Source organism: Actinomadura atramentaria DSM 43919 (assembly GCF_000381885.1).
In the GTDB taxonomy this organism is placed as follows: domain Bacteria; phylum Actinomycetota; class Actinomycetes; order Streptosporangiales; family Streptosporangiaceae; genus Spirillospora; species Spirillospora atramentaria.
The window spans coordinates 89,865-108,923 of sequence record NZ_KB907227.1 but is presented as its reverse complement, the minus strand read 5'-3'; the positions used below and the strand labels follow the sequence as shown (position 1 = coordinate 108,923).

17 protein-coding genes are annotated in these 19,059 nt (G+C 75.1%); 12 read left to right on the top strand and 5 right to left on the bottom strand.

The window, feature by feature from the left end; translation table 11 throughout:
* The first annotated feature begins 305 nt into the window (after positions 1-305).
* From G339_RS0131180 to G339_RS0131135, 10 genes are all read left to right on the top strand, one after another.
* Positions 306-1,226 (top strand): hypothetical protein, encoded by a 921-nt coding sequence (locus G339_RS0131180; protein WP_019634992.1) that lies wholly within the window; start codon positions 306-308, stop codon positions 1,224-1,226.
* Positions 1,227-1,228: 2 nt separating this feature from the next.
* Positions 1,229-2,128 carry a hypothetical protein gene (locus tag G339_RS0131175; RefSeq protein ID WP_019634991.1) on the top strand — a complete coding sequence of 300 codons (900 nt, stop codon included), beginning with the start codon at positions 1,229-1,231 and terminating at the stop codon, positions 2,126-2,128.
* The gene (locus G339_RS0131170; protein ID WP_019634990.1) at positions 2,129-3,433 is read left to right on the top strand and encodes a TadA family conjugal transfer-associated ATPase; all 1,305 of its coding nucleotides are present in this window, start codon (positions 2,129-2,131) and stop codon (positions 3,431-3,433) included.
* A 180-nt stretch (positions 3,434-3,613) separates the two neighbouring features.
* Positions 3,614-4,936, top strand: a complete 1,323-nt coding sequence (locus G339_RS40955; RefSeq protein ID WP_019634989.1) for a type II secretion system F family protein — start codon at positions 3,614-3,616, stop codon at positions 4,934-4,936.
* Positions 4,933-5,850: a type II secretion system F family protein gene (locus G339_RS0131160; protein WP_019634988.1), complete on the top strand. Its 918-nt coding sequence runs from the start codon at positions 4,933-4,935 to the stop codon at positions 5,848-5,850. Before G339_RS40955 ends, G339_RS0131160 begins: the two co-directional genes overlap by 4 nt.
* Before the next feature lie 58 nt (positions 5,851-5,908).
* Positions 5,909-6,124 carry a Flp family type IVb pilin gene (locus G339_RS0131155; protein WP_019634987.1) on the top strand — a complete coding sequence of 72 codons (216 nt, stop codon included), beginning with the start codon at positions 5,909-5,911 and terminating at the stop codon, positions 6,122-6,124.
* A 5-nt stretch (positions 6,125-6,129) separates the two neighbouring features.
* Positions 6,130-6,552 (top strand): TadE/TadG family type IV pilus assembly protein, encoded by a 423-nt coding sequence (locus G339_RS0131150; RefSeq protein WP_019634986.1) that lies wholly within the window; start codon positions 6,130-6,132, stop codon positions 6,550-6,552.
* Positions 6,549-6,971, top strand: a complete 423-nt coding sequence (locus G339_RS0131145; protein ID WP_240489951.1) for a TadE/TadG family type IV pilus assembly protein — start codon at positions 6,549-6,551, stop codon at positions 6,969-6,971. The genes G339_RS0131150 and G339_RS0131145 overlap by 4 nt, the downstream gene beginning before the upstream one ends.
* Positions 6,972-7,114: 143 nt before the next feature.
* Positions 7,115-7,528 (top strand): TadE/TadG family type IV pilus assembly protein, encoded by a 414-nt coding sequence (locus G339_RS0131140; protein WP_240489950.1) that lies wholly within the window; start codon positions 7,115-7,117, stop codon positions 7,526-7,528.
* A 220-nt stretch (positions 7,529-7,748) separates the two neighbouring features.
* The gene (locus G339_RS0131135; protein ID WP_019634983.1) at positions 7,749-10,931 is read left to right on the top strand and encodes a BTAD domain-containing putative transcriptional regulator; all 3,183 of its coding nucleotides are present in this window, start codon (positions 7,749-7,751) and stop codon (positions 10,929-10,931) included.
* A gap of 12 nt (positions 10,932-10,943) precedes the next feature.
* Here G339_RS0131135 and G339_RS0131130 read toward each other — a convergent pair whose 3' ends face one another.
* The 3 genes from G339_RS0131130 to G339_RS0131120 form a co-directional block, all read right to left on the bottom strand.
* Complete coding sequence (locus G339_RS0131130) at positions 10,944-12,005, bottom strand: NYN domain-containing protein (RefSeq protein ID WP_019634982.1); 1,062 nt, start codon at positions 12,003-12,005, stop codon at positions 10,944-10,946.
* Positions 12,006-12,213: 208 nt separating this feature from the next.
* Entirely contained in the window at positions 12,214-12,441 is a 228-nt protein-coding gene (locus G339_RS0131125; protein WP_019634981.1) for an acyl-CoA carboxylase subunit epsilon, read from the bottom strand.
* A 170-nt stretch (positions 12,442-12,611) separates the two neighbouring features.
* Positions 12,612-14,210: an acyl-CoA carboxylase subunit beta gene (locus tag G339_RS0131120; RefSeq protein ID WP_026341941.1), complete on the bottom strand. Its 1,599-nt coding sequence runs from the start codon at positions 14,208-14,210 to the stop codon at positions 12,612-12,614.
* A 107-nt stretch (positions 14,211-14,317) separates the two neighbouring features.
* On the opposite strand from G339_RS0131120, the gene G339_RS0131115 reads away from it, so the two are divergent.
* A complete protein-coding gene (locus tag G339_RS0131115; RefSeq protein ID WP_019634979.1) occupies positions 14,318-16,954 on the top strand; it encodes a phosphoenolpyruvate carboxylase in 2,637 nt (878 codons plus the stop codon).
* 124 nt (positions 16,955-17,078) lie between these two features.
* The gene (locus G339_RS0131110) at positions 17,079-17,516 is read left to right on the top strand and encodes a hypothetical protein (protein ID WP_019634978.1); all 438 of its coding nucleotides are present in this window, start codon (positions 17,079-17,081) and stop codon (positions 17,514-17,516) included.
* Between the two features lie 7 nt (positions 17,517-17,523).
* Here the strand turns inward: G339_RS0131110 and G339_RS0131105 are convergent, their stop codons facing one another.
* Both G339_RS0131105 and G339_RS0131095 read right to left on the bottom strand, forming a co-directional pair.
* Positions 17,524-17,868 carry a hypothetical protein gene (locus G339_RS0131105; protein WP_019634977.1) on the bottom strand — a complete coding sequence of 115 codons (345 nt, stop codon included), beginning with the start codon at positions 17,866-17,868 and terminating at the stop codon, positions 17,524-17,526.
* A gap of 253 nt (positions 17,869-18,121) precedes the next feature.
* Positions 18,122-18,985: a LysR family transcriptional regulator gene (locus G339_RS0131095; RefSeq protein ID WP_019634975.1), complete on the bottom strand. Its 864-nt coding sequence runs from the start codon at positions 18,983-18,985 to the stop codon at positions 18,122-18,124.
* Positions 18,986-19,059 lie beyond the last annotated feature (74 nt).

Genomic DNA, 19,059 nt, shown 5'->3' with positions numbered 1-19,059 from the left:
TACTCGGCGGGGGCCGACCCGGGGGCGCGCCCGCGCCCCGGGGGCGGAGCGGCCCCGGAAACCGACAGAACACGAGCACGCGATGACAAATCCGTCTAGTATTCCGGTGACTGTCAGCGGGTCGTGCAACTGGTCGTCAGAACACAAGTGGCCGACGAAATCGCTGGTCAACCCGGCACGTTCCGTCACGTCCCGGCTTCGACCGGCCGAATCCATTGACGCGGCCCGAGCGGCGACGCGAGCATGGAGCGCTCGACAGGCGAGGATCTCGTGCGGCGGCGGCGACCGCCGAACGGGAAGGAGCGGTGGCCAGCGCGATGAAGTCCAACCAGTCGGCGGTCGCGGGCGGCGAGTCCGGGGTCCGCTCGGGCGGTGTCTCCCTGAACCCGCCCGGCGGCGCGAACGCGTCCGACCCGGCGGCCGGACTCGGCCGTTCCGGGCTCGGGTCGGCGGGCGGGCAGCGGCTCCCGGTGGCCCCGCGCGAGCGGCGGCCCGCGCTGGCGGCCCTGGCCGTGCTGCTCATTCTCGGCGGCGCGCTGACCAGCGCGTACCTGGTGATGGCGAGCGGGCAGCGGGTGTCGGCGATCCAGATCGCGCAGCCCGTCGCGGCGGGGCAGCGCATCCCGGCGTCGGCGCTGCGCGAGGTGCAGGTCGGCGACACGGGCGCGGACTACTACGTCGCGTGGACCGAGCGGGCGAAGGTCGCGCAGACGTACGCGGCGGTGCCGCTCGTGCCGGGCGCGCTGCTGACCAACCAGATGACCACCACCGAGAGCGACGCCGCCAGCGGCCGCGTCGTGGTCGGACTCGCGGTGAAGCCCGGCCAGTACCCGGCGGCGGGCCTGTCGGTCGGGGACCGCGTCGCGCTGTACGCCGTCGCGGCCGGGACGGGCGGCGCGGCGGCCGGGACGCGCTCGGGCGGCGTGCTGTCGGGCGACGCGGTCGTGCGCAGCATCGGCAAGGGCGACAGCGGCAGGCTCGGCGGCACCGACCAGACCACGATCGACGTCGCGGTGCCGGTGAGCGACGCGGGGAAGGTCGCGCAGGCCGCGTCGGCGGGCGGCGTCGCGGTGGCGCTGCTGCCCGCGGGCGCGAAGCTCGCGACCACCAAGAACGACGAGACTCCGCGCGCGGGCAAGTCCGCGGACGCGGGCACGCCGTCCACGGGTGTCTCTCCTAACACGGGTTCTCCTAACACGGGTTCTCCTAACACGGGCGGGCACTGACCGTGGCGCTCATCGCACTGGCCGCCGACAAGGGAGCGCCCGGCGTCACCACCGCCGCCGTCGCGCTCGGCGCGGTCTGGCCGCGTCCCGTGCTGCTCGCCGAGTGCGACCAGGCGGGCGGCGACCTGGTCTACCGGCTCCCCGCCGACCCGTCGGCCAACCCGGCGCCCGGCGGCGACGCGCTCGGCGGGCACGACGCGGCGATGCTCAACCCGTCGCGCGGCCTGCTCAGCCTCGCCGCGACGGCCCGGCGCGGGCTGCGGCCCGAGCAGATCGCGGAGCACTGCCAGCGGCTCGTCGGCGGCCTCGACGTGCTCGTCGGGCTGACCGGCGCGGAGCAGGCGCAGGCCATGACGTGGCTGTGGGGGCCGCTCGGCCGCGCGTTCCGGGGCCTCGGGGACGTGGACGTCCTCGCGGACTGCGGGCGGCTCGGCGCGGCCAGCCCGCTGACGGACCTGCTGCGCGAGGCCGATCTCGTCGTCCTGGTCACCCGCGCGACCCTCGAACAGGTCGCCCACCTGCGCGAACGCGTCGCCGTCCTGGCCGAGGAACTGCGCGGCGGGCCGCCGATCGGCGTGCTGGTGCTGGCCGACCCGCGCGCGTTCCGGGGCTCCGTCGCGGAGGTGGAGCGCATCGTCGCGGGGACGCGGCAGCGGCTCGCCGCCGACAGCGCCGCGCGGCCGGGCCGTCCCGCGCCGCGCGTGGACGTCCTCGGCGGACTCGCGCTCGACCCCAAGGGCGCGGAACTGCTCGGCGGGCGCTGGGGCGGGCGGCTGGACCGGTCGCTGCTCATCCGCTCCGCCCGGGAGGCCGCCGGGACGCTGCTCGCCCGCGTCCCGGCCGCGTCCGCGGCGTTCGCCGACGCGCTCCCGGAACCGGCCGTCCCCGAGGGGAGGGGCTAGATGGACCACGGACTCGTCAAGCGGCTGCGCCAGGAGGTCGGGGACCGGCTCGCCCAGCAGCGGCGGCTCGACGCCGCGCACGGCCTCGCCCCGATGACCGGTGAGGACGAGCGCCAGTTCGCCCGCGCGCTCATCGGCCAGGTCCTGGAGGAGTACGCGCGCGGCGAGATCGCCGTGGGGCGGCGGCCGCCCAACGCCGAGGAGGAGGAAGCACTCGCGGCGGGCGTCCACGCGGCGCTGTTCGGCGTCGGCCGGCTCCAGCCGCTGCTGGAAGACCCCGAGATCGAGAACATCGACATCAACGGGTGCGACCGCGTGTTCATCGGCTACGCCGACGGGCGCGAGGTCATGGGCGAGCCCGTCGCGGAGAGCGACGAGGAACTGGTCGAGCTGATCCAGATCCTCGCCGCCTACAGCGGGCTGTCGTCGCGGCCGTTCGACACCGCGAACCCGCAGCTCGACCTGCGGCTGCCGGACGGGTCGCGGCTCTCGGCCGTCATGGACGTCACCGTCCGGCCCGCGCTGTCCATCCGGCGCGCGCGGCTCGGCAAGGTGTTCCTCGCGGACCTCGTCGGGACCGGCACGTTCAGCCCCGAACTCGGCCGGTTCTTCAAGGCGGCCGTCCACGCCCGCAAGAACATCATGATCGCCGGGGCGACGAACGCGGGGAAGACGACGCTGCTGCGCGCCGTCGCCAACGAGATCCCGCAGCACGAGCGGCTCATCACCGTCGAACGGGCGCTGGAGCTCGGGCTGGACGCGTTCCCCGAACTGCACCCCAACTGCGTCGCGTTCGAGCAGCGCCTGCCCAACTCCGAGGGGCAGGGCGAGATCTCGATGGCCGAGCTGGTGCGGCGGTCGCTGCGCATGAACCCCTCGCGCGTCATCGTCGGCGAGGTCCTCGGCGACGAGATCGTCACCATGCTCAACGCCATGACGCAGGGCAACGACGGGTCGCTGTCCACGATCCACGCGAACTCGTCGGCGGAGGTGTTCAACCGCATCGCGACGTACGCGATCCAGTCCGAGGAGCGGCTGCCGGTCGAGGCGACGCACATGCTCATCGCCGGGGCCATCGACTTCGTCGTGTTCATCCAGAAGCGCAACGACTACGCGCGGGGCGGGCGGCTGCGGCGGTACGTCGCCAGCGTCCGGGAGGTCACCGGCAGCGACGGGCGCGTGCTGTCGTCGGAGGTGTTCGCGCTCGGGCCGGACGGCGTCGCGGTCCCGCACGCCCCGATCGCGTGCGCCGACGACCTGGCCGAGTACGGCTACGACCCGGCCCGCGAGGCGGGCGCGTGGTGACGGCGCGGGGTCTCGCCGGGCGGGCGCCGCGCCGCTTGGCGCGGCGCGGGCCGACGCTGTGCGGGCCGACGCGGCGCGCGGCGGCGCAGTGCGCGGCGCGGCGGGGGCTGGCGCAGTGCGGGTCGGCGCGGTGCGGGTCGGCGGGGCGCGTGGTGACGGTGCAGGGTGGGGGAGGCGGGCGTGTACGCCTCTGACGTGCTCACGGCGATCCTGGCGGGCGGGCTGGTCGGCGGCGGGGTGCTGCTGCTCGTCGCGAGCCTGCGCGGGATGCCCGTCCGGGACGCGCCGGACCGCGCGCGGCGGCGCGAGGAGCTGATCCGCACGCTGACGACGCGGACGGCCGTCGCGGTGCTGGTCGGCGCGCTCGTGCTCGTCGTGACGCGCTGGCCCGTCGCCGCAGTCGGGACCGGCGCGCTCGTCCTGGCCTGGAACTCCATCGGCGGCGGGGCCGCCGACGAGCGGCGCGGCATGGCGCGGCTGGAGGGCCTGGCGGCGTGGACCGAGTCGCTGCGGGACACGATCGCGGGCGCGGTCGGCCTCGAACAGGCCATCCCCGCGTCGCAGCGCGTCGCCGCGCCCGCGCTCCAGCAGCCGCTGCGCGACCTGGTGGACCGGCTGCACACCCGCGTCCCGATGCCGGACGCGCTGCGGCGGTTCGCCGCCGACCTGAACGACCCGTCCGCGGACCTGGTCATCGCCGCGCTCGTCCTCAACGCGAAACTGCGCGGGCCGGGGCTGCGGGACATGCTCGGCGCGCTCGCGTCGTCGGCCCGCGCGGAGCTGGACATGCGGCGGCGCGTCGAGGCGGACCGGCGCTCGACGCGGCGCAGCGTCCGCATCGTCGTCGCGGTGTCGGTCGGCACGGCCGTCGCGCTGGCGGTGTTCAACCGCGCGTACGTCGAGCCGTACGACGACTTCGTCGGGCAGCTCGTGCTGTGCGTCATCATCGGGCTCTACACGGCCGGGTTCCTGTGGCTGCGGCGGCTGTCGCACTACGAGCTGCCGGGGCGGTTCCTCGGCGACGGCGCTGCGGCGCGGCCGGGTGTGCCGGGCGCGGTGCCGTCGACCGTCGCGGGCTGGCGCGGGCGCGGCGCGCAGGCCGGGTCGGTACTGCGCGGCCGGCACGCGATGGACGCGGGCGGCGGCGCGCGCACGGACGGCGGCGCGGGCCGGTTCGGCGACGCGGCGGCGCCGGGCGACGACGCGGGCGGCCCGGGCGCGGGTGGCCTGAGCGGGAGCGCGGGCGGCGTGAGCGGATACGCGAGCGGTGCGGGCGCAGGCGGCCTGAGCGGGAACGCAGGCGGCGCGGGCGCGGGCGGCCTGAGCGGTTCGGGTGGCCTGAGCGGGAACGCGGGCGGCCTGAGTGGCGGTTCGGGCGGCCTGAGCGGTGGTTCGGGCGGTCTCAGCGGCGGTGCGGGCGGTGTGAGCGGCGGTTCGGGTGGTGTGAACGGCGGCCTGGGCGGACATCCGGGCGGCGGAGTCGTGGACGGGGGTGCGCCGTGAACGCCGCGCTGCTCGCCGGGGCCATCGCCGGACTGGGGCTGTTCGCGCTGGTCCGGGCGCTGTTCCCGGCGCGTCCGGGGCTGACCGCGCGGCTCGCCGCGCTCGACGCCGTGCGCCGCCGCGACGAGGAGCGCGCCCGCGCCGGACGTGCGTCCCCGACGATGGAGCGCGTCGGCGGCATGCGGGCGCGGCTCGGCCGGGAGCTCGTCCGGTTCTGCGAGGCGCGCGGCTGGCGGCTGACGTCCGTCCGCGCGGACCTCGCCATCACCGACCGGTCCCTGGAGGCGTTCCTCGCCACCAAGTTCCTGCTGCCCGCCGCCGCGCTGCTGTTCATCCCCGTCATCACCGCGTACTTCGCGCTGATCGGGTTCGGGATGTCGCTGCAGGTCCCGGCGTGGGTCTGCGTGATCTTCGCGGTCGCGGTGTTCTTCTTCCCCGACATGAAGCTGCGCCAGGAGGCCGCCGCGCGCCGCCAGGACTTCCGGCACGTCGTCGGCGCGTTCCTGGACCTGGTCTCGATGAATCTCGCGGGCGGCCGCGGCGTCCCGGAGGCGCTGACGACCGCCGCGGGCGTCGGCGAGGGCTGGGCGATGCGGCGGCTGCGCGACGCGCTCGGCAACGCCCGCATCACCGGCCGCACCCCCTGGCAGGCGCTCGGCACGCTCGGCGAGGACCTCGACATCGCCGAGCTGCGCGACCTCGCCGGGGCGCTGGCGCTCGTCGCCGACGACGGCGCGCAGGTCCGCAAGTCGCTGGCCGCGCGCGCCGCGTCGATGCGCAGCCGGGAGCTGTCCGAGCTGGAGGGGAAGGCCGGTGAGCGCTCCCAGTCGATGCTCGTCGCGCAGCTCTTCCTGTGCGCGGCGTTCCTGATCTTCCTCGCCTATCCCGCGCTCATCCGGGTGATGGGCTCCTGACCGTTCCCCGCCGTCCGTTCCCCCCGACCCCGACCGCGACGCACTAGGAGCTGATCCGATGAACCCCCTCGACGACCCGATGATCGTCTATCTGCGCGCCTTCGTCGGCGCGCGCATCCACCGGCTGCGGAACGAGCCCGACCGCAGCCGGGGCGCGTCGGCGATCGAGTGGGCCATCATCACGGCCGTGCTCGCGCTCATCGCGGTGACCATCGGCAAGATCATCATGGACAAGATCAAGGCCAAGGCCGACAGCATCAACACCGGCACCTGACGGCGATGGCCAGGCGCGAAGACGGCGACCGGGGCGCGTCCGCGATGGAGTGGGCGCTGCTGACGCCGGTCCTCATCCTCGTCCTGCTCGCCGTCGTCCAGTTCGCGATGATCTACCACGCCCGGCAGGTCGCGCTCGCCGCGGCGCAGGCGGGCGCGCGCGTCGCGCGGACGCAGCCGGACGGCGACTGGCGCGGCCAGGCCGTCGCCAAGGCCGGGACGGACGTCCGCCAGATCGGCCCGCGCCTCATCGAGGGACTGCGGATCGACGCGGGCCAGGACGGCGACGAGCGGTGGGTGCAGGTCAGCGGCACGGCCGTGCGGGTCGTGCCGTTCCTGAAGGTCTCGGTGACGCAGCGGTCGCAGGGGCCCATCGAGTGCTTCCGGCCGGACGTCGGCTCGGGCACGACCTGCGAGGCCCCGCGATGAGGGAGGACGGCGAGCGCGGGTCCATGTCGCTGGAGATGGTGCTGGTGACGCCGCTGCTCGTGGCGTTCCTGCTCGTCCTCGCGGGCGCGGGGCGGCTCGTGGACGCGCAGAGCCAGGTGGACGGGGCCGCGCGGGACGCGGCGCGGGCGGCGTCCGTCGCGCGGAGCGCGGGCGGCGCGGACCAGATGGCGCGCGCCGCGGCCGCCGCCGACCTGCGCGGCCGCGACTGGTGCGCGGGCGGCCCTTCGGTGGAGGTGGACCTGAACGGCTTCCGGGCGGGCGGCCGCGTCGCCGTGACGATCGTCTGCTCGGTGGACCTGGCCGACCTGGCGTTCGTCGGATTCCCCGGCACCAAGCGGCTCCAGGGCCGCGCCCTCGCCCCGATCGACACCTATACCTATCGCGGGGGTGACGAATGAGACGCCTCCGCGAACGCCGCGCGACGGCGGGGCCGGACTCGGAGGGCACCCCGGCGGCGACGCGCGTCCAAAAACGCGGCGCGGAAAGAAGAGCGGACCCGGGGGACGGCGCGGGGAAGCGTCGTCGGCGACGCGGAGCGGTGGTGCGCGACCGGGGGGCTGCGTCGATGTACGTCGTGCTGTTCGCGCCCTCGGTGCTGCTGCTCGCGGGGCTGCTCGTGGACGGCGGGCTGGCCATCCACGCCCGTCAGCGCGCCGCGGACATCGCCGAGCAGGCGGCGCGGGCCGGCGCGAACCAGATCGACGAGGCCGCGCTGCGCCGTACCGGCAAGCCCGTCCTCGATCCGGGGCGGGCGCGGTCGGCGGCGTGCGCGATGGTCACCGAGTACGACGCGTCGGCCAGGCCGTTGAGCTGCGACGCCGATACCGGCCACGTCCGGGTGGCGGTGCAGCTCACGGTGCGGTCGCAGATCCTCGGGATCGTCCCGGGGCTGGGGTCGTTCACGATGACGTCGTCCGCGACGGCCCAGCCGGTGACGGGTGGGGAGGCCCCGTGACGGCCTCGAGCAGAGGCGCACTTACCGCAGCAGGTAAGGACGAAGCGGACGACAGAGGCATTGAACGGGCGGTCACCCCGTCTACGATGACGAAGACGGCACGGGCCGCCACATCGGCATCGACTTCGGCAACGGCACGGAATTCGGCACGGAACTCTGCACAGGCGGCGATCGGCGAGCGCTAGGGACGCGGCGGCGAATGGCGATACGACAGACACCGATGGACCCCCGGCGGACCGGGCGGCGGCGCACCCCCGGCGACGTGCTCGCCGGCGTCGGCGCGCTCGCCGCGCTGACCGCCCTGCTGGTCGGCGTGCCGTGGGCGCTGCTGGCCGCGTTCGGCTCCCCGGTCCCCACCGAGCTGCCCGCCGCCGGGGACCTCGGGCAGCGGATCGGCGAGAGCGCGCTGATCCCGATCCTCGTCGGGCTGGTGTGGCTGGCGTGGCTGCAGTTCGCGCTGTGCGTCGCGGTCGAGGTGTACGCGGGGGTGCGCGGCGTCGGCGTCCCGGCGCGGGTGCCGCTCGCGGGCGGGACGCAGTCGCTCGTCCACCGGCTCGTCGTGACGGCGCTGCTGCTGTTCACCGCGACGACCGCGGTCGTGCCCGCGTTCGCGGCGCGCGGGCTGCACCAGGCGCCCGCCGCCCCGGCGGCCGTGCGGCTCGTCGCGCAGGTGCAGGACGCGCCCGTCGAGCAGCACGCCGAGCGGGCCGCGCCCGACGCCGCCCCGTACACCGCCGCTGCCGCGCCCGACGAGCACGGCCGCACGACGAAGATCTACCGCGTGCAGCCGCCGGAGGGCCGTCACCACGAAAGCCTGTGGGAGATCGCGGAGAAGTGCCTGGGCGAGGGTCGCCGGTACAAGGAGATCTACGACCTCAACCACGGGCGCGTCCAGCCGGACGGCAGCAAGCTGACGATCGCGAGCCTGATCCGGCCCGGCTGGGTGCTGGAGATGCCGCACGACGCGCGGCACGCGAAGGTCGTCCCGGTCGGGGAGCTGGACGACTACTTCCGGCACGGGCATCCCGTCGAGCATCCCGCGCCGCGCGAAGAGACGCCGCCCGCGCAGACGCCCCACGAACAGACGCCCCACGAGCAGACGCCGCACGAGCAGACGCCGCACGAGCAGACGCCGCCCGCGCAGACCCCGCACGAGCAGACGCCCCGCGAACAAGCGCCGCCCGCGCAGACCCCGCACGAGCAGACGCCCCGCGAACAAGCGCCGCCCGCGCAGGCTCCGCACGAGCAAACGCCGCACGAGCAAACGCCGCACGAGCAGGCCCCGCCCGCGCAGAAGCCGCAGGAGCAGGCCCCGCCCGCCCAAGCTCCGCACGAGCAGACGCCGCACACCCAGGCCCCCGCGCCGAGCGAGGCGCCGACGCACGCGCCCGCGCAGGCCCCGACCCACGCCCCCGCGCACGAGAAGCCCGAGCACGCCCCCGCCGCCCCGCCGGTCAAGGACCCCGGCCGGCAGGCCCCCGACGAGACGCCCGCGTCCAGCCCCGCGGCGAACCACGACCACACCGTCCCGCTGCCGCTGCACATGGAGTGGCCGCAGGGCCTGGCGGTCGCGTCGCTGCTGGCGGCGGGCCTGCTCGCCGTCCTCGGCCGGCGGCGGCGCGCGCAGGCGCGGGACCGCGCGTTCGGCCACCGCATCGCCCGCCCGGAGGGCCGCGCCGCGCTCGCCGAGCACGCGCTGCGGTTCGGCGCGGACGAGTCCGCGGCCCGGCTGCTGGACCTCGGCCTGCGCCAGCTCTCCAAGTCGATGGCGGCGGGCGGGCGGCCGCTGCCGACCGTCTACGGCGTCCACCTCGGCCCCGGCAGCCTCGACCTGTGGATCGCCCCCGCCGACCGCAACCCGCCCGCGCCGTGGCAGGCGTTCGACGACGGCCAGGTGTGGCGGCTGGGCGCGGACGCGCTGCCCGCGCTGGACGCCGCCGACCTCGGCGACGTCCTGGCCCCCTACCCGGGCCTGGTCTCGATCGGGACGAACGACACCGGCCGCATCCTGGTCGACCTGGAGGCCGCGCACGGCCTCGTCGCGCTGCGCGGCCCCGACGGCGACCGCCGCGCCGTGCTCGCCGCCCTCGCCCTGGAACTGGCGACGAACCGCTGGTCGGACCACATGCGCGTGACGCTCGTCGGGTTCGGCCAGGAACTCGGCGAGGGCCTGGGCCGGATCGCGCCCGACCGCATCCGCTCCGTCCCGAACCTCGCCGACGCGCTGCCGGAGCTGGAGGGCCGCAGCGAGGAGGTGCGCCAGGCGCTCGCCGCGTCCGGCGTGGACTCGGTCCTGACGGGCCGGTCGCGCGGCGTGTTCGGCGAGGCGTGGATGCCGCACTACCTGATCATGGCGGACGAGCCGGACGAGGCCGAGGCCGACCGCCTCGTCGCGCTCGCCCGCACCGGCACCCGCATGGCGGCGGGCTACCTCGTCCCCGGCGACGTTCAGGGCGCGACGTGGACGTGGGACCTGGACGAGTCCGAGCGGCTCCAGGCGGGTGTCCTCGGCTTCGAGGTCGACGCGCAGCTCGTCCCCGAAGAGCAGTACCGCGGCGTCTTCGAGCTGTTCGACACCGCGGACCGGGCCGAGTCGGTCGCGCTGCCCGAGCCGTCCGCGGGCGCGGAGCCGCCGGACGGCGACCAGTCCGCGGTGGACATCCGGCTCCTCGGCCCCGTCGAGGTCGACGCGCCCGGCCCCCTGGACGAGACCCGCCGCGAACTCTGCACCGAGGCGCTGGTCTACCTCGCGCTGCACCCCGAGGGCGTCCACCCGACGGTGCTGGGCGGCGCGATCTGGCCGCGCGGCGTCACCGCGGGCGTCCGGGACGCGACGATCGCCCGTGTCTCGGACTGGCTCGGCCGCGACGCGCGCGGCCGCCCCAACCTGTACTACGACGACCGGGGCCGCGTCCGGCTCGGCTCGGAGGTCCGGGTCGACTGGGCGGTGTTCCGCTGGCTGCTGTGGCGGTCGGCGGCGGAGCCGTCGTCGGAGACCGCGTACATGTCGTACGCGCTGGACCTGGTGCGCGGCCCGCTCCTGGCGGACCGGCCGCGCGGCCGGTACGGCTGGCTCGCCGCGAGCGACGTCGAGTACGAGGCGACGGCGCGCGTCGTGGACGTCGCGCACCGGCTCGTCCTGCTGCGGCTGGACGAGAACGACCCGCGCGCCGCCGCCGGGGCCGCCCGCGCGGGCCTGCGGCTGGCCCCCGAGGAGGAGGGCCTGTGGCGCGACCTGCTGCGCGCCGTCCACGCTCTCGGGGACGACGCCCAGGTCAGGGCGGTCGTGGACGAGCTGCGCGACCGCCTCGGCCGCGACCCGATGTACGACGGCCTCCAGCCGGAGACCGACGCGCTGGTGGAGGAACTGGTCCCCGAATGGGGTCGCGTCCCCGTCCGCTGACGGGCGGCGCGGTCAGTCGGACGTGCCGTACCCGATGCCGAACTCGCGGTACACGCGCTCCCAGAAGCCGTCGCGCAGCCAGGTGCGCGCCTCCTGGTAGGGCCGCAGCGACGAGCCGAGCTCCTTCTCGGCCTCGATCAGCAGCTCCTTGTCGATGACCGGCGGCAGGATCGGGCCGGGCAGCAGGTCGCGGATGTTGTCGCGGCCCCGCTCGAAGATCCACTTCTGGGCGACGTGCTCGCCGATCTCGCGCATGTGGTCGCGCTCGGGACCGAGCTTGGTCTCGGCGAGCGCCGCGCCCGCCGCGCTCAGCGACGCCGCGACCGTCGCGGGAGACGGCCCGCGCACGGTGTTCGGGACGTTGTTCGGCACCACGGCGGGCGACACGTTCGGCGTCGGCACCGGCCGCACCGCCGGAACCCGCCCCGCGAACACCTCGGCGGGCGACGGCACCGTGACCGTCTTGCCCGCGACCTCGCGAACGGCGGTCGGCGCGGGCACCGGCAGCGCCTTGGCCTTGGTGAAGTACGGGCGCAGGAAGTCGGCGGGCAGCACCTCGACGGTGTCGGACTCCCACACGAGCCATTCCGCCTGGTTGGAGCCGTGCGTCGGCTCCACGCCCCACAGGTGGACGCGCACCCCGTAGCGTTGCGCGGCCTCGACGGCGGGCAGCATGTCCTCGTCGCCCGCGAGCAGCACCGCGTCGGTGATCGCCCGGTGCCGGGCCAGGGCCTCCAGGTCCGCGCGGAGCTGCGCGTCGACGCCCTTCTGCTGGCCCTGCGCGTTCAGGTTGCCCAGGCGCAGCTTCACCAGCGGCAGGTTCGCGATGACGCGCTGGTCGACGGTCGGCTGCCGCTTGGGCGCGGCGTCGAACCAGTACACGCGCAGCAGCTCGCCCAGCAACTGGTCGTCCGCGTGCCCCGTCAGCGCCTTGATCAGCTTCTCCGCGGCGACACGGTACTCGCGCCTGGAACCGCAGCCGAGCAGCAGCGCCCCGGAGGCCGCGTAGAGGTATCCCGCGTCGACGAAAATCGCGAAGCGCGCGGGCTGTGGGACGAACTCCGAGGTGGCCATGGCCTTTCACCTTATTCGTGCAAGGCCCTCAACAGGGCGCGATCCACGGTTGCGTGTGCCATCAGCATGTCCCGTCGGCGGCCGTCCACACCCGTCCGCCGCGAATCACCAGGAGAAATCGCGGGACCGCCCACCGTGACCGAACATGTGACGCCGTGTCGCCGCCCCGGCGTGTCGTCCCGCCGAGTCTGCGCCGGTCAGCAGCCGGTCAGCGGTGCCGCGCCGCGTCCCGCCACGCGCCGGGGCCCGGCCGCGCGGGCGCGCCGCCGCGCACGAGGCGCGCGCGGTCGGCCCAGCGCGAGACGGGCTCGGGCGCGGCGCCGCGCGCGGCCGCGGCGGCCTGCGCGCGCGCCGTCAGCACCGCGACGAGCGCCGCGACCTCTTCGGCCGTCGGGTCGCCCCGGACGACCTGAAGGAACGGCTCGGCCTCACTCATGAAGTCCTCCTTCGGCGACGGATCGTCCCTCCCGAGACCGCCGTCCCCACAACGCGACCGCGTGACCTGAGGGCCGGGACGAGCCGAAGCCAGGTCCCGGCTCGAAGACCGCGAAGCGATGCGCGACAAGCCCGAGCCGCCAGGCGAGGGCGCAGCCCGGAAGGACAAGATCACAGCGGGATGTTGCCGTGCTTCTTCGGCGGGAGCGTGGCGCGCTTCTCGCGGAGCGCCCGCAGCGCCTTGACCACGTGCCCGCGCGTCTCGGACGGCTTGATCACCGCGTCCACGTAGCCGCGGTCGGCGGCGATGTAGGGGTTGGCGAGGGTGTCCTCGTACTCGGTGACGAGTTCGGCGCGCAGCGCGTCCGGGTCGTCGGCGGCGGCGAGTTCGCGCCGGTACAGGATGTTCACCGCGCCCTGCGCGCCCATGACGGCGATCTGCGCGGTGGGCCAGGCGAGGTTGACGTCCGCGCCGAGGTGCTTGGAGCCCATGACGTCGTACGCGCCGCCGTACGCCTTGCGGGTGATGACGGTGACGAGCGGGACGGTCGCCTCCGCGTACGCGTACAGCAGTTTCGCGCCGTGCCGGATGATGCCGTTCCACTCCTGGTCGGTGCCGGGGAGGAAGCCGGGGACGTCCACGAACGTCAGCACGGGGATGTTGAAGGCGTCGCAGGTGCGGATGAACCGGGCGGCCTTCTCGGAGGCGTGGATGTCGAGCGTCCCGGCGAACTGCATCGGCTGGTTGGCGACGACGCCGACCGAGCGGCCTTCGACGCGTCCGAACCCGACGATGACGTTGGGGGCGAACAGCTCCTGGACTTCCAGGAACTCGCCGTCGTCCACGACGTTCTCGATGACGGTGTGCATGTCGTACGGCTGGTTCGGCGAGTCCGGGATGAGCGCGTCCAGCTCCTCGCGCAGCTCCGCCGGGTCGGCCGGGGCGTCGAACGCGGGCGGCTCGGCGAGGTTGTTGGACGGCAGGTACGACAGCAGCGCCTTGACGTAGTCGATGGCGTCCTGCTCGCCTGCGCCCTGGTAGTGCGCGACGCCGGAGCGGGTGTTGTGCGCGTGCGCGCCGCCCAGCTCCTCCATCGTGACCGTCTCACCGGTGACGGTCTTGATGACGTCCGGCCCGGTGATGAACATGTGGGACGTCTGGTCCACCATGACGATGAAGTCGGTGAGCGCGGGGGAGTACACGTGCCCGCCCGCCGCGGCGCCCATGATCAGGGAGATCTGGGGGATCACACCGGACGCGTGGACGTTCCGCTTGAAGATCTCCGCGTAGAGCCCGAGCGCGACCACGCCCTCCTGGATGCGCGCGCCGCCGCCCTCGTTGATCCCGACGACCGGGCAGCCCGTCTTGAGCGCCATGTCGAGCATCTTGACGATCTTCTCGCCGTAGACCTCGCCGAGCGACCCGCCGAACGCCATGACGTCCTGGGAGAACACGCACACCGGGCGGCCGTCCACGGTGCCGTGGCCGATGACCACGCCGTCGCTGTAGGGCCGCTTCTTCTCCAGCCCGAACATGGTGGAGCGGTGCCGGGCCAGCTCGTCGAACTCGGTGAACGAGCCCTCGTCCAGCAGGGCGTCGATGCGCTCGCGCGCGGTCATCTTGCCCTTGGCGTGCTGCTTTTCGACCGCCGCGGCGGACGCGGCGTGGACGGCCTCGTGCCGGCGGCGTTCCAGGTCCGCGATCTTGCCCGCGGTCGTGTGGATGTCGATGTCCGAGGACACCACGGGTTCAGGAGCTTCCATCGCCATGCCGGTCAGGGTAACCACTCGCTGATGGCGGCGCGGCGCGCGGGGCGGTTTTCCACAGCCCCCGCCCGCCTTGCCGCCCCCGTCCCGCGGCTGATTACGCTGAGGCCGTGGCTACCAAGACGCGGGACATCCTCCGGCACGACCTGCCCGACCCGCTGCGGCGGGACGTGCGCCTGCTCGGCGCGATGCTGGGCGACAGCCTCGTCGAGTACGGCGGGCAGGGCCTTCTCGACGACGTGGAGCGGCTGCGGCACGCGGTCATCGCGGCGCGGCGCGGCGAGGTGCCCGTCGCGGAGGTGACGGCGCTCGTCGAGGGCTGGACGTTGGAACGCGCCGAACAGGTCGCGCGCGCGTTCACCGTGTACTTCCATCTGACGAACCTCGCCGAGGAGCACCACCGCGTCCGCACGCTGCGGGAACGCGACACCGGGGAGAGCGTGCCGTCGTCGGTGGCGGCGGCCGTGGAGCAGATCGGCGCGGACGGCGACGGGCGGCTCGCCGAGGCGGTCGCCGGGCTGGAGGTCCGGCCCGTCTTCACCGCGCACCCGACCGAGGCGCGCCGCCGCGCGGTCGTCACCGCGATCCAGCGGGTCAGCGACCTGCTGTCGGCGTGGGACGCCGCGCCCGAGTCCGCGCCGGGTGCGGGGGCGCGCGCCGAGATCGGGCGGCGGCTGCGCGAGGAGATCGACCTGCTGTGGCGGACGGCGCTGCGCCGCCACGCCCAGATGGACCCGCTCGACGAGGTCCGCACGGCGATGGCCGCGTTCGACGAGACGATCTTCCGGGTGGTGCCGCGGATCTACCGGGCGCTGGACGCGGCGCTGAACCCGTCCGGGACCGGCGCGGAGCCGCCGCGCGCGCCCGCCTACCTGCGGTTCGGGAGCTGGATCGGCGGCGACCGCGACGGGAACCCGTTCGTCACGGCGCGCGTCACGCGGGACGCGGTGACGATCCAGTCCGAGCACGTGCTGCGCGCGCTGGAGAACGCGTGCGCGCGCATCGGCCGGGAGATGACGGCGCACGAGTCCACGACGCCGCCGTCGGAGGCGCTGTGCAACGCGCTCGCGGCGGCGCGGACCGCGCATCCGGAGCGGCTGGCGGCGATCGAGCGGCGGTCGCCGGGGGAGCCGCACCGGCAGCTCCTGATGTTCGCGGCCGAGCGCGTCGCCGCGACCCGCGAGCGCGACGCCGACCTCGGCTACGACCGGCCCGGCGACCTGCTCGCCGACCTGCGGACCGTCCAGGAGTCGCTGGCGGCGGCGGGCGCGCCCCGGCAGGCGTACGGGCGCGTGCAGGGCCTGATCTGGCAGGTCGAGACGTTCGGGTTCCATCTCGCGGAGCTGGAGATCCGGCAGCACTCCGAGCTGCACGAGAAGGCGCTCGCGCAGGTCCGGGCGGGCGGCGAGCGCGACGCGATGACCGAGGAGATCCTGGAGACGATGCGGGTCGTCGCCTGGATCCAGCGGCGGTTCGGGGTGACGGCCTGCTCCCGGTACGTCGTGTCGTTCACGCGGTCGGCGGAGGACATCGCGAACGTCCACGAGCTGGCGGCGTCGCTGGGCGAGCACGCGCCCGTCCTGGACGTGATCCCGCTGTTCGAGACGGGGGAGGACCTGGAGCGCGCCCCGTCCGTCCTGGACGGGATGCTGGAGATCGAGGCGGTGCGCCGCCGCCTCGCCGCGACGGGCCGCCGCATGGAGATCATGCTCGGTTACTCCGACTCGGCCAAGCAGCTCGGCCCGACCAGCGCGACGCTGCGCCTGTACGACACGCAGGAGGCGCTGACGGAGTGGGCGGCGCGCAACGACGTGACGCTGACGATGTTCCACGGGCGCGGCGGCTCGCTCGGCCGGGGCGGCGGCCCGGCGAACCGGGCGATCCTGGCGCAGGCGCCGGGGTCGGTCGCGGGGCGGTTCAAGGTCACCGAGCAGGGCGAGGTGATCTTCGCGCGGTACGGGAACCCGGAGATCGCGCGGCGGCACGTCGAGCAGGTCACCAACGCGGTGCTGCTGGCGTCCACCGACGACGTCCAGGACCGCGCCCGCGCGGCGGCGGCCCGGTTCCGGCCGCTGGCCGACAAGATCAGCGACGCGGCGCGGGCGGCGTTCCGGTCGCTGATCGAGACCGACGGGTTCGCCGCGTGGTTCGCGCGGGTCAGCCCGCTGGAGGAGATCGCGGAGCTGCGGATCGGGTCGCGGCCGTCGCGGCGCAAGGCCGCGCAGGGGCTGGAGGACCTGCGGGCGATCCCGTGGGTGTTCGCGTGGACGCAGACGCGCGTGAACCTGCCCGGCTGGTACGGGCTGGGCAGCGGGCTCGCGGCCGTCTCCGACGACGGCGCGGACCTGGCGGGACTGCACGAGGCGTACGCGTCGTGGCCGCTGTTCGGGACGCTGCTGGACAACGCCGAGATGAGCCTCGCCAAGTCCGACCGGGACATCGCGGCCCGGTACCTGGAACTGGGCGGGCGTCCCGAGCTGACCGAGACGGTGCTGGCCGAGTACGACCGCACGCACCGGCTGGTGCTGGCGGTGACGGGCCACGAGCGGCTGCTGGAGAACCGGCGCGTCCTGTCGCGCGCGGTGTCGCTGCGGAACCCGTACGTGGACGCGCTGTCGCACCTGCAGTTGCGCGCGCTCGCCTCACTGCGGGCCGGGGTGTCGGACGAGGCGGAGCGCGCCCGGCTGGAGGAACTGCTGCTGCTGTCCGTCAACGGGGTGGCGGCGGGGTTGCAGAACACGGGTTGATCCCCCGCGTGCTCGTGTCCGGGCGCGTTCGCTGAGAACGAAATCCGTGGGCCATGAACTCATGGTGAGATGTCCGAACATGAGTTCGCCGCGCGGTGCCACCGTGCGGGAGGGGGTGGGGTCCGTGGAGAACCGGCGTCCGGTGCTGGGCCGGGTGCGGCGCGTCGCGGACGCCGCGGCGTGGCACGAGCTGCTCGACCTCGTGGACGGGTTCCGCGGCGGGGTCGTGCAGCACTGCCTCGTCGACAACGGGGCCTACGTCGGCGCGGACCGGGGCGCGGCCGCGCCGTGCGGGCGCGTCGCGTGGCTGCTCGTCCAGTTCCAGGGCGGGGACGCGCCCGTGCTGCTGATCCGCGCGGTCGGCGTGACGGACGCGCGGGTGAACGCCGACTGCGAGACGTGGCCCGCCGAGGCGGTGTTCGGCGCGCGCATGTCCGTCGTGCTGCTGGACGTCCAGCTCGAATGCGCCCGCCTCGACGTCGTCGCGCTGGGGCGGGAGTGGCTCGGCCCCGTCGCGCTGAGCAGGCTCGAAACCGCGATGTACGCGCTCTTCGACGAGTGATCCCCGCTCAGCAGCGGGCCGGGCCGTTGGTGAGCAGTTCGACGTAGCGCGCCGCGACGTATCCGGGCTGGGTGAAGTTGCGGTTGTCCGGGCCGAGCTTGTACCAGGTCGTGTTGCCGCCGACGCTCTCGCCGGGCGTCCAGCACTCGATCTCGAGCTGGAACCCCCGCACGTAGTGGTCCTTGGACGGCGACTTGGACGTGGGCCGGGAGCGGATCTCCAGCGTGGACGCGGTGACGCGGCCGTACGCGTAGCGCGCGGCGCGGGCCGGTGCGGCGTCGGCGGGGGCGAGCAGCGGTCCTGCGGTGAGCAGCAGGCCGGTCGCTGCGGTCACGGCGAGCGGACGCTTCATGGCGGGTTCTCCCTCGGGTGTGCGGCGCGTCCCGGCGTGCGCGGCCGGGACGGGGCGGGCGCGGCCGTCCGGCGGCGGCCGGGCCGTCCGCGCGGGGCGGACGGCGGGCGCGGCCGCGCCGCCGGGTCGATCGCGCCCTTCTGATGCCCGGCGCGGCGCGCCGCGACGCTGCCCGCGACCAGGACGAACACCTGTCGCGGCGGGTCGGGGGCCGGTGGCCCGCCGGGTACCCCGGTTTGTCGCCGTTCGCGGGTTACGACCAGGTGCGGCCCGCGCGCCGGAGGCGGTCGCGCACCGTCGCGGCGGCGGGGTGGACGGTCCCCGCGCGGCTCACCAGGTACAGCGTGTTGATCGGCGGCAGCTCCGGTTCGCGCAGCACGCGCAGTCGTCCCGCCGCGAGGTCGGCCGCGCACAGGTAGCGGGGGAGGACGGTCACGCCCGCGCCCGCCGCGACGGCCGCGAGCACGCCGCGCAGGTCCGGGACGACGAGCGCGGGCGCGCGGGTGAGGCGCCTGCCGAAGACCGTCCGCCAGTAGCGGCGCAGGATCGGCAGGTTCTCGGCGTACGCGACGAGGGGTGCGCGGTCCACGTCGGCGTCCGCGCAGGGCGGGGCGGCGACCAGGACGAACTCCTCGTCGCACAGCGGTTCGGCGTGGAGCCCGGCCTGGCGCGGGCGGACCGTCGAGACGGCCAGGTCCAGGCGGCCGTCGGTGAGCGCGGCGGCCAGGTCGCCGGGCAGGCCCAGCGCGACGCGGAGCTGCAGGCCGTCGCGGACCAGCGGGGCCAGGCAGGGCAGCACCCGCGCGGCGACCAGCTCGGCGGGGCCGCCGAGGTGGACGGCGCGCGCGAACGCGTCCGCGCCCGTGTCGTCGCCGACGAACTCCTCCAGCGCGTCCAGCGGGCCCGCGACGCGGCGGGCGAGGCGGTCGGCGGCGGCGGTCGGCGCCATGCCGCGCGGCCGCCGCTCGAACAGCGGGCGGTCCAGGGCGCGTTCGAGCGCCTTGATCTGGGCGGTCACCGTGGGCTGGGAGAGCTGGAGCAGTTCGGCGGCGCGCGTGACCGATCCGGCGCGGTGGACGGCGAGGAACGTGCGGAGCAGGTCGAACGAGACGGGCATGCCGTCTGGATATCAGGTTTCCTATGGCAAGGTCGGCTTCGCGCTATTGGATCTCTATGGGGCGCCGGGCGCAG

Coding starts and splice junctions, on each gene's coding strand:
- G339_RS0131170 (WP_019634990.1), top strand. CDS start 2,129: ATGGACCACGGACTCGTCAAGCGGCTGCGCCAGGAGGTCGGGGACCGG.
- G339_RS0131155 (WP_019634987.1), top strand. CDS start 5,909: ATGAACCCCCTCGACGACCCGATGATCGTCTATCTGCGCGCCTTCGTC.
- G339_RS0131150 (WP_019634986.1), top strand. CDS start 6,130: ATGGCCAGGCGCGAAGACGGCGACCGGGGCGCGTCCGCGATGGAGTGG.
- G339_RS0131145 (WP_240489951.1), top strand. CDS start 6,549: ATGAGGGAGGACGGCGAGCGCGGGTCCATGTCGCTGGAGATGGTGCTG.
- G339_RS0131135 (WP_019634983.1), top strand. CDS start 7,749: ATGGACCCCCGGCGGACCGGGCGGCGGCGCACCCCCGGCGACGTGCTC.
- G339_RS0131130 (WP_019634982.1), bottom strand. CDS start 12,005: ATGGCCACCTCGGAGTTCGTCCCACAGCCCGCGCGCTTCGCGATTTTC.
- G339_RS0131125 (WP_019634981.1), bottom strand. CDS start 12,441: ATGAGTGAGGCCGAGCCGTTCCTTCAGGTCGTCCGGGGCGACCCGACG.
- G339_RS0131120 (WP_026341941.1), bottom strand. CDS start 14,210: ATGGCGATGGAAGCTCCTGAACCCGTGGTGTCCTCGGACATCGACATC.
- G339_RS0131105 (WP_019634977.1), bottom strand. CDS start 17,868: ATGAAGCGTCCGCTCGCCGTGACCGCAGCGACCGGCCTGCTGCTCACC.
- G339_RS0131095 (WP_019634975.1), bottom strand. CDS start 18,985: ATGCCCGTCTCGTTCGACCTGCTCCGCACGTTCCTCGCCGTCCACCGC.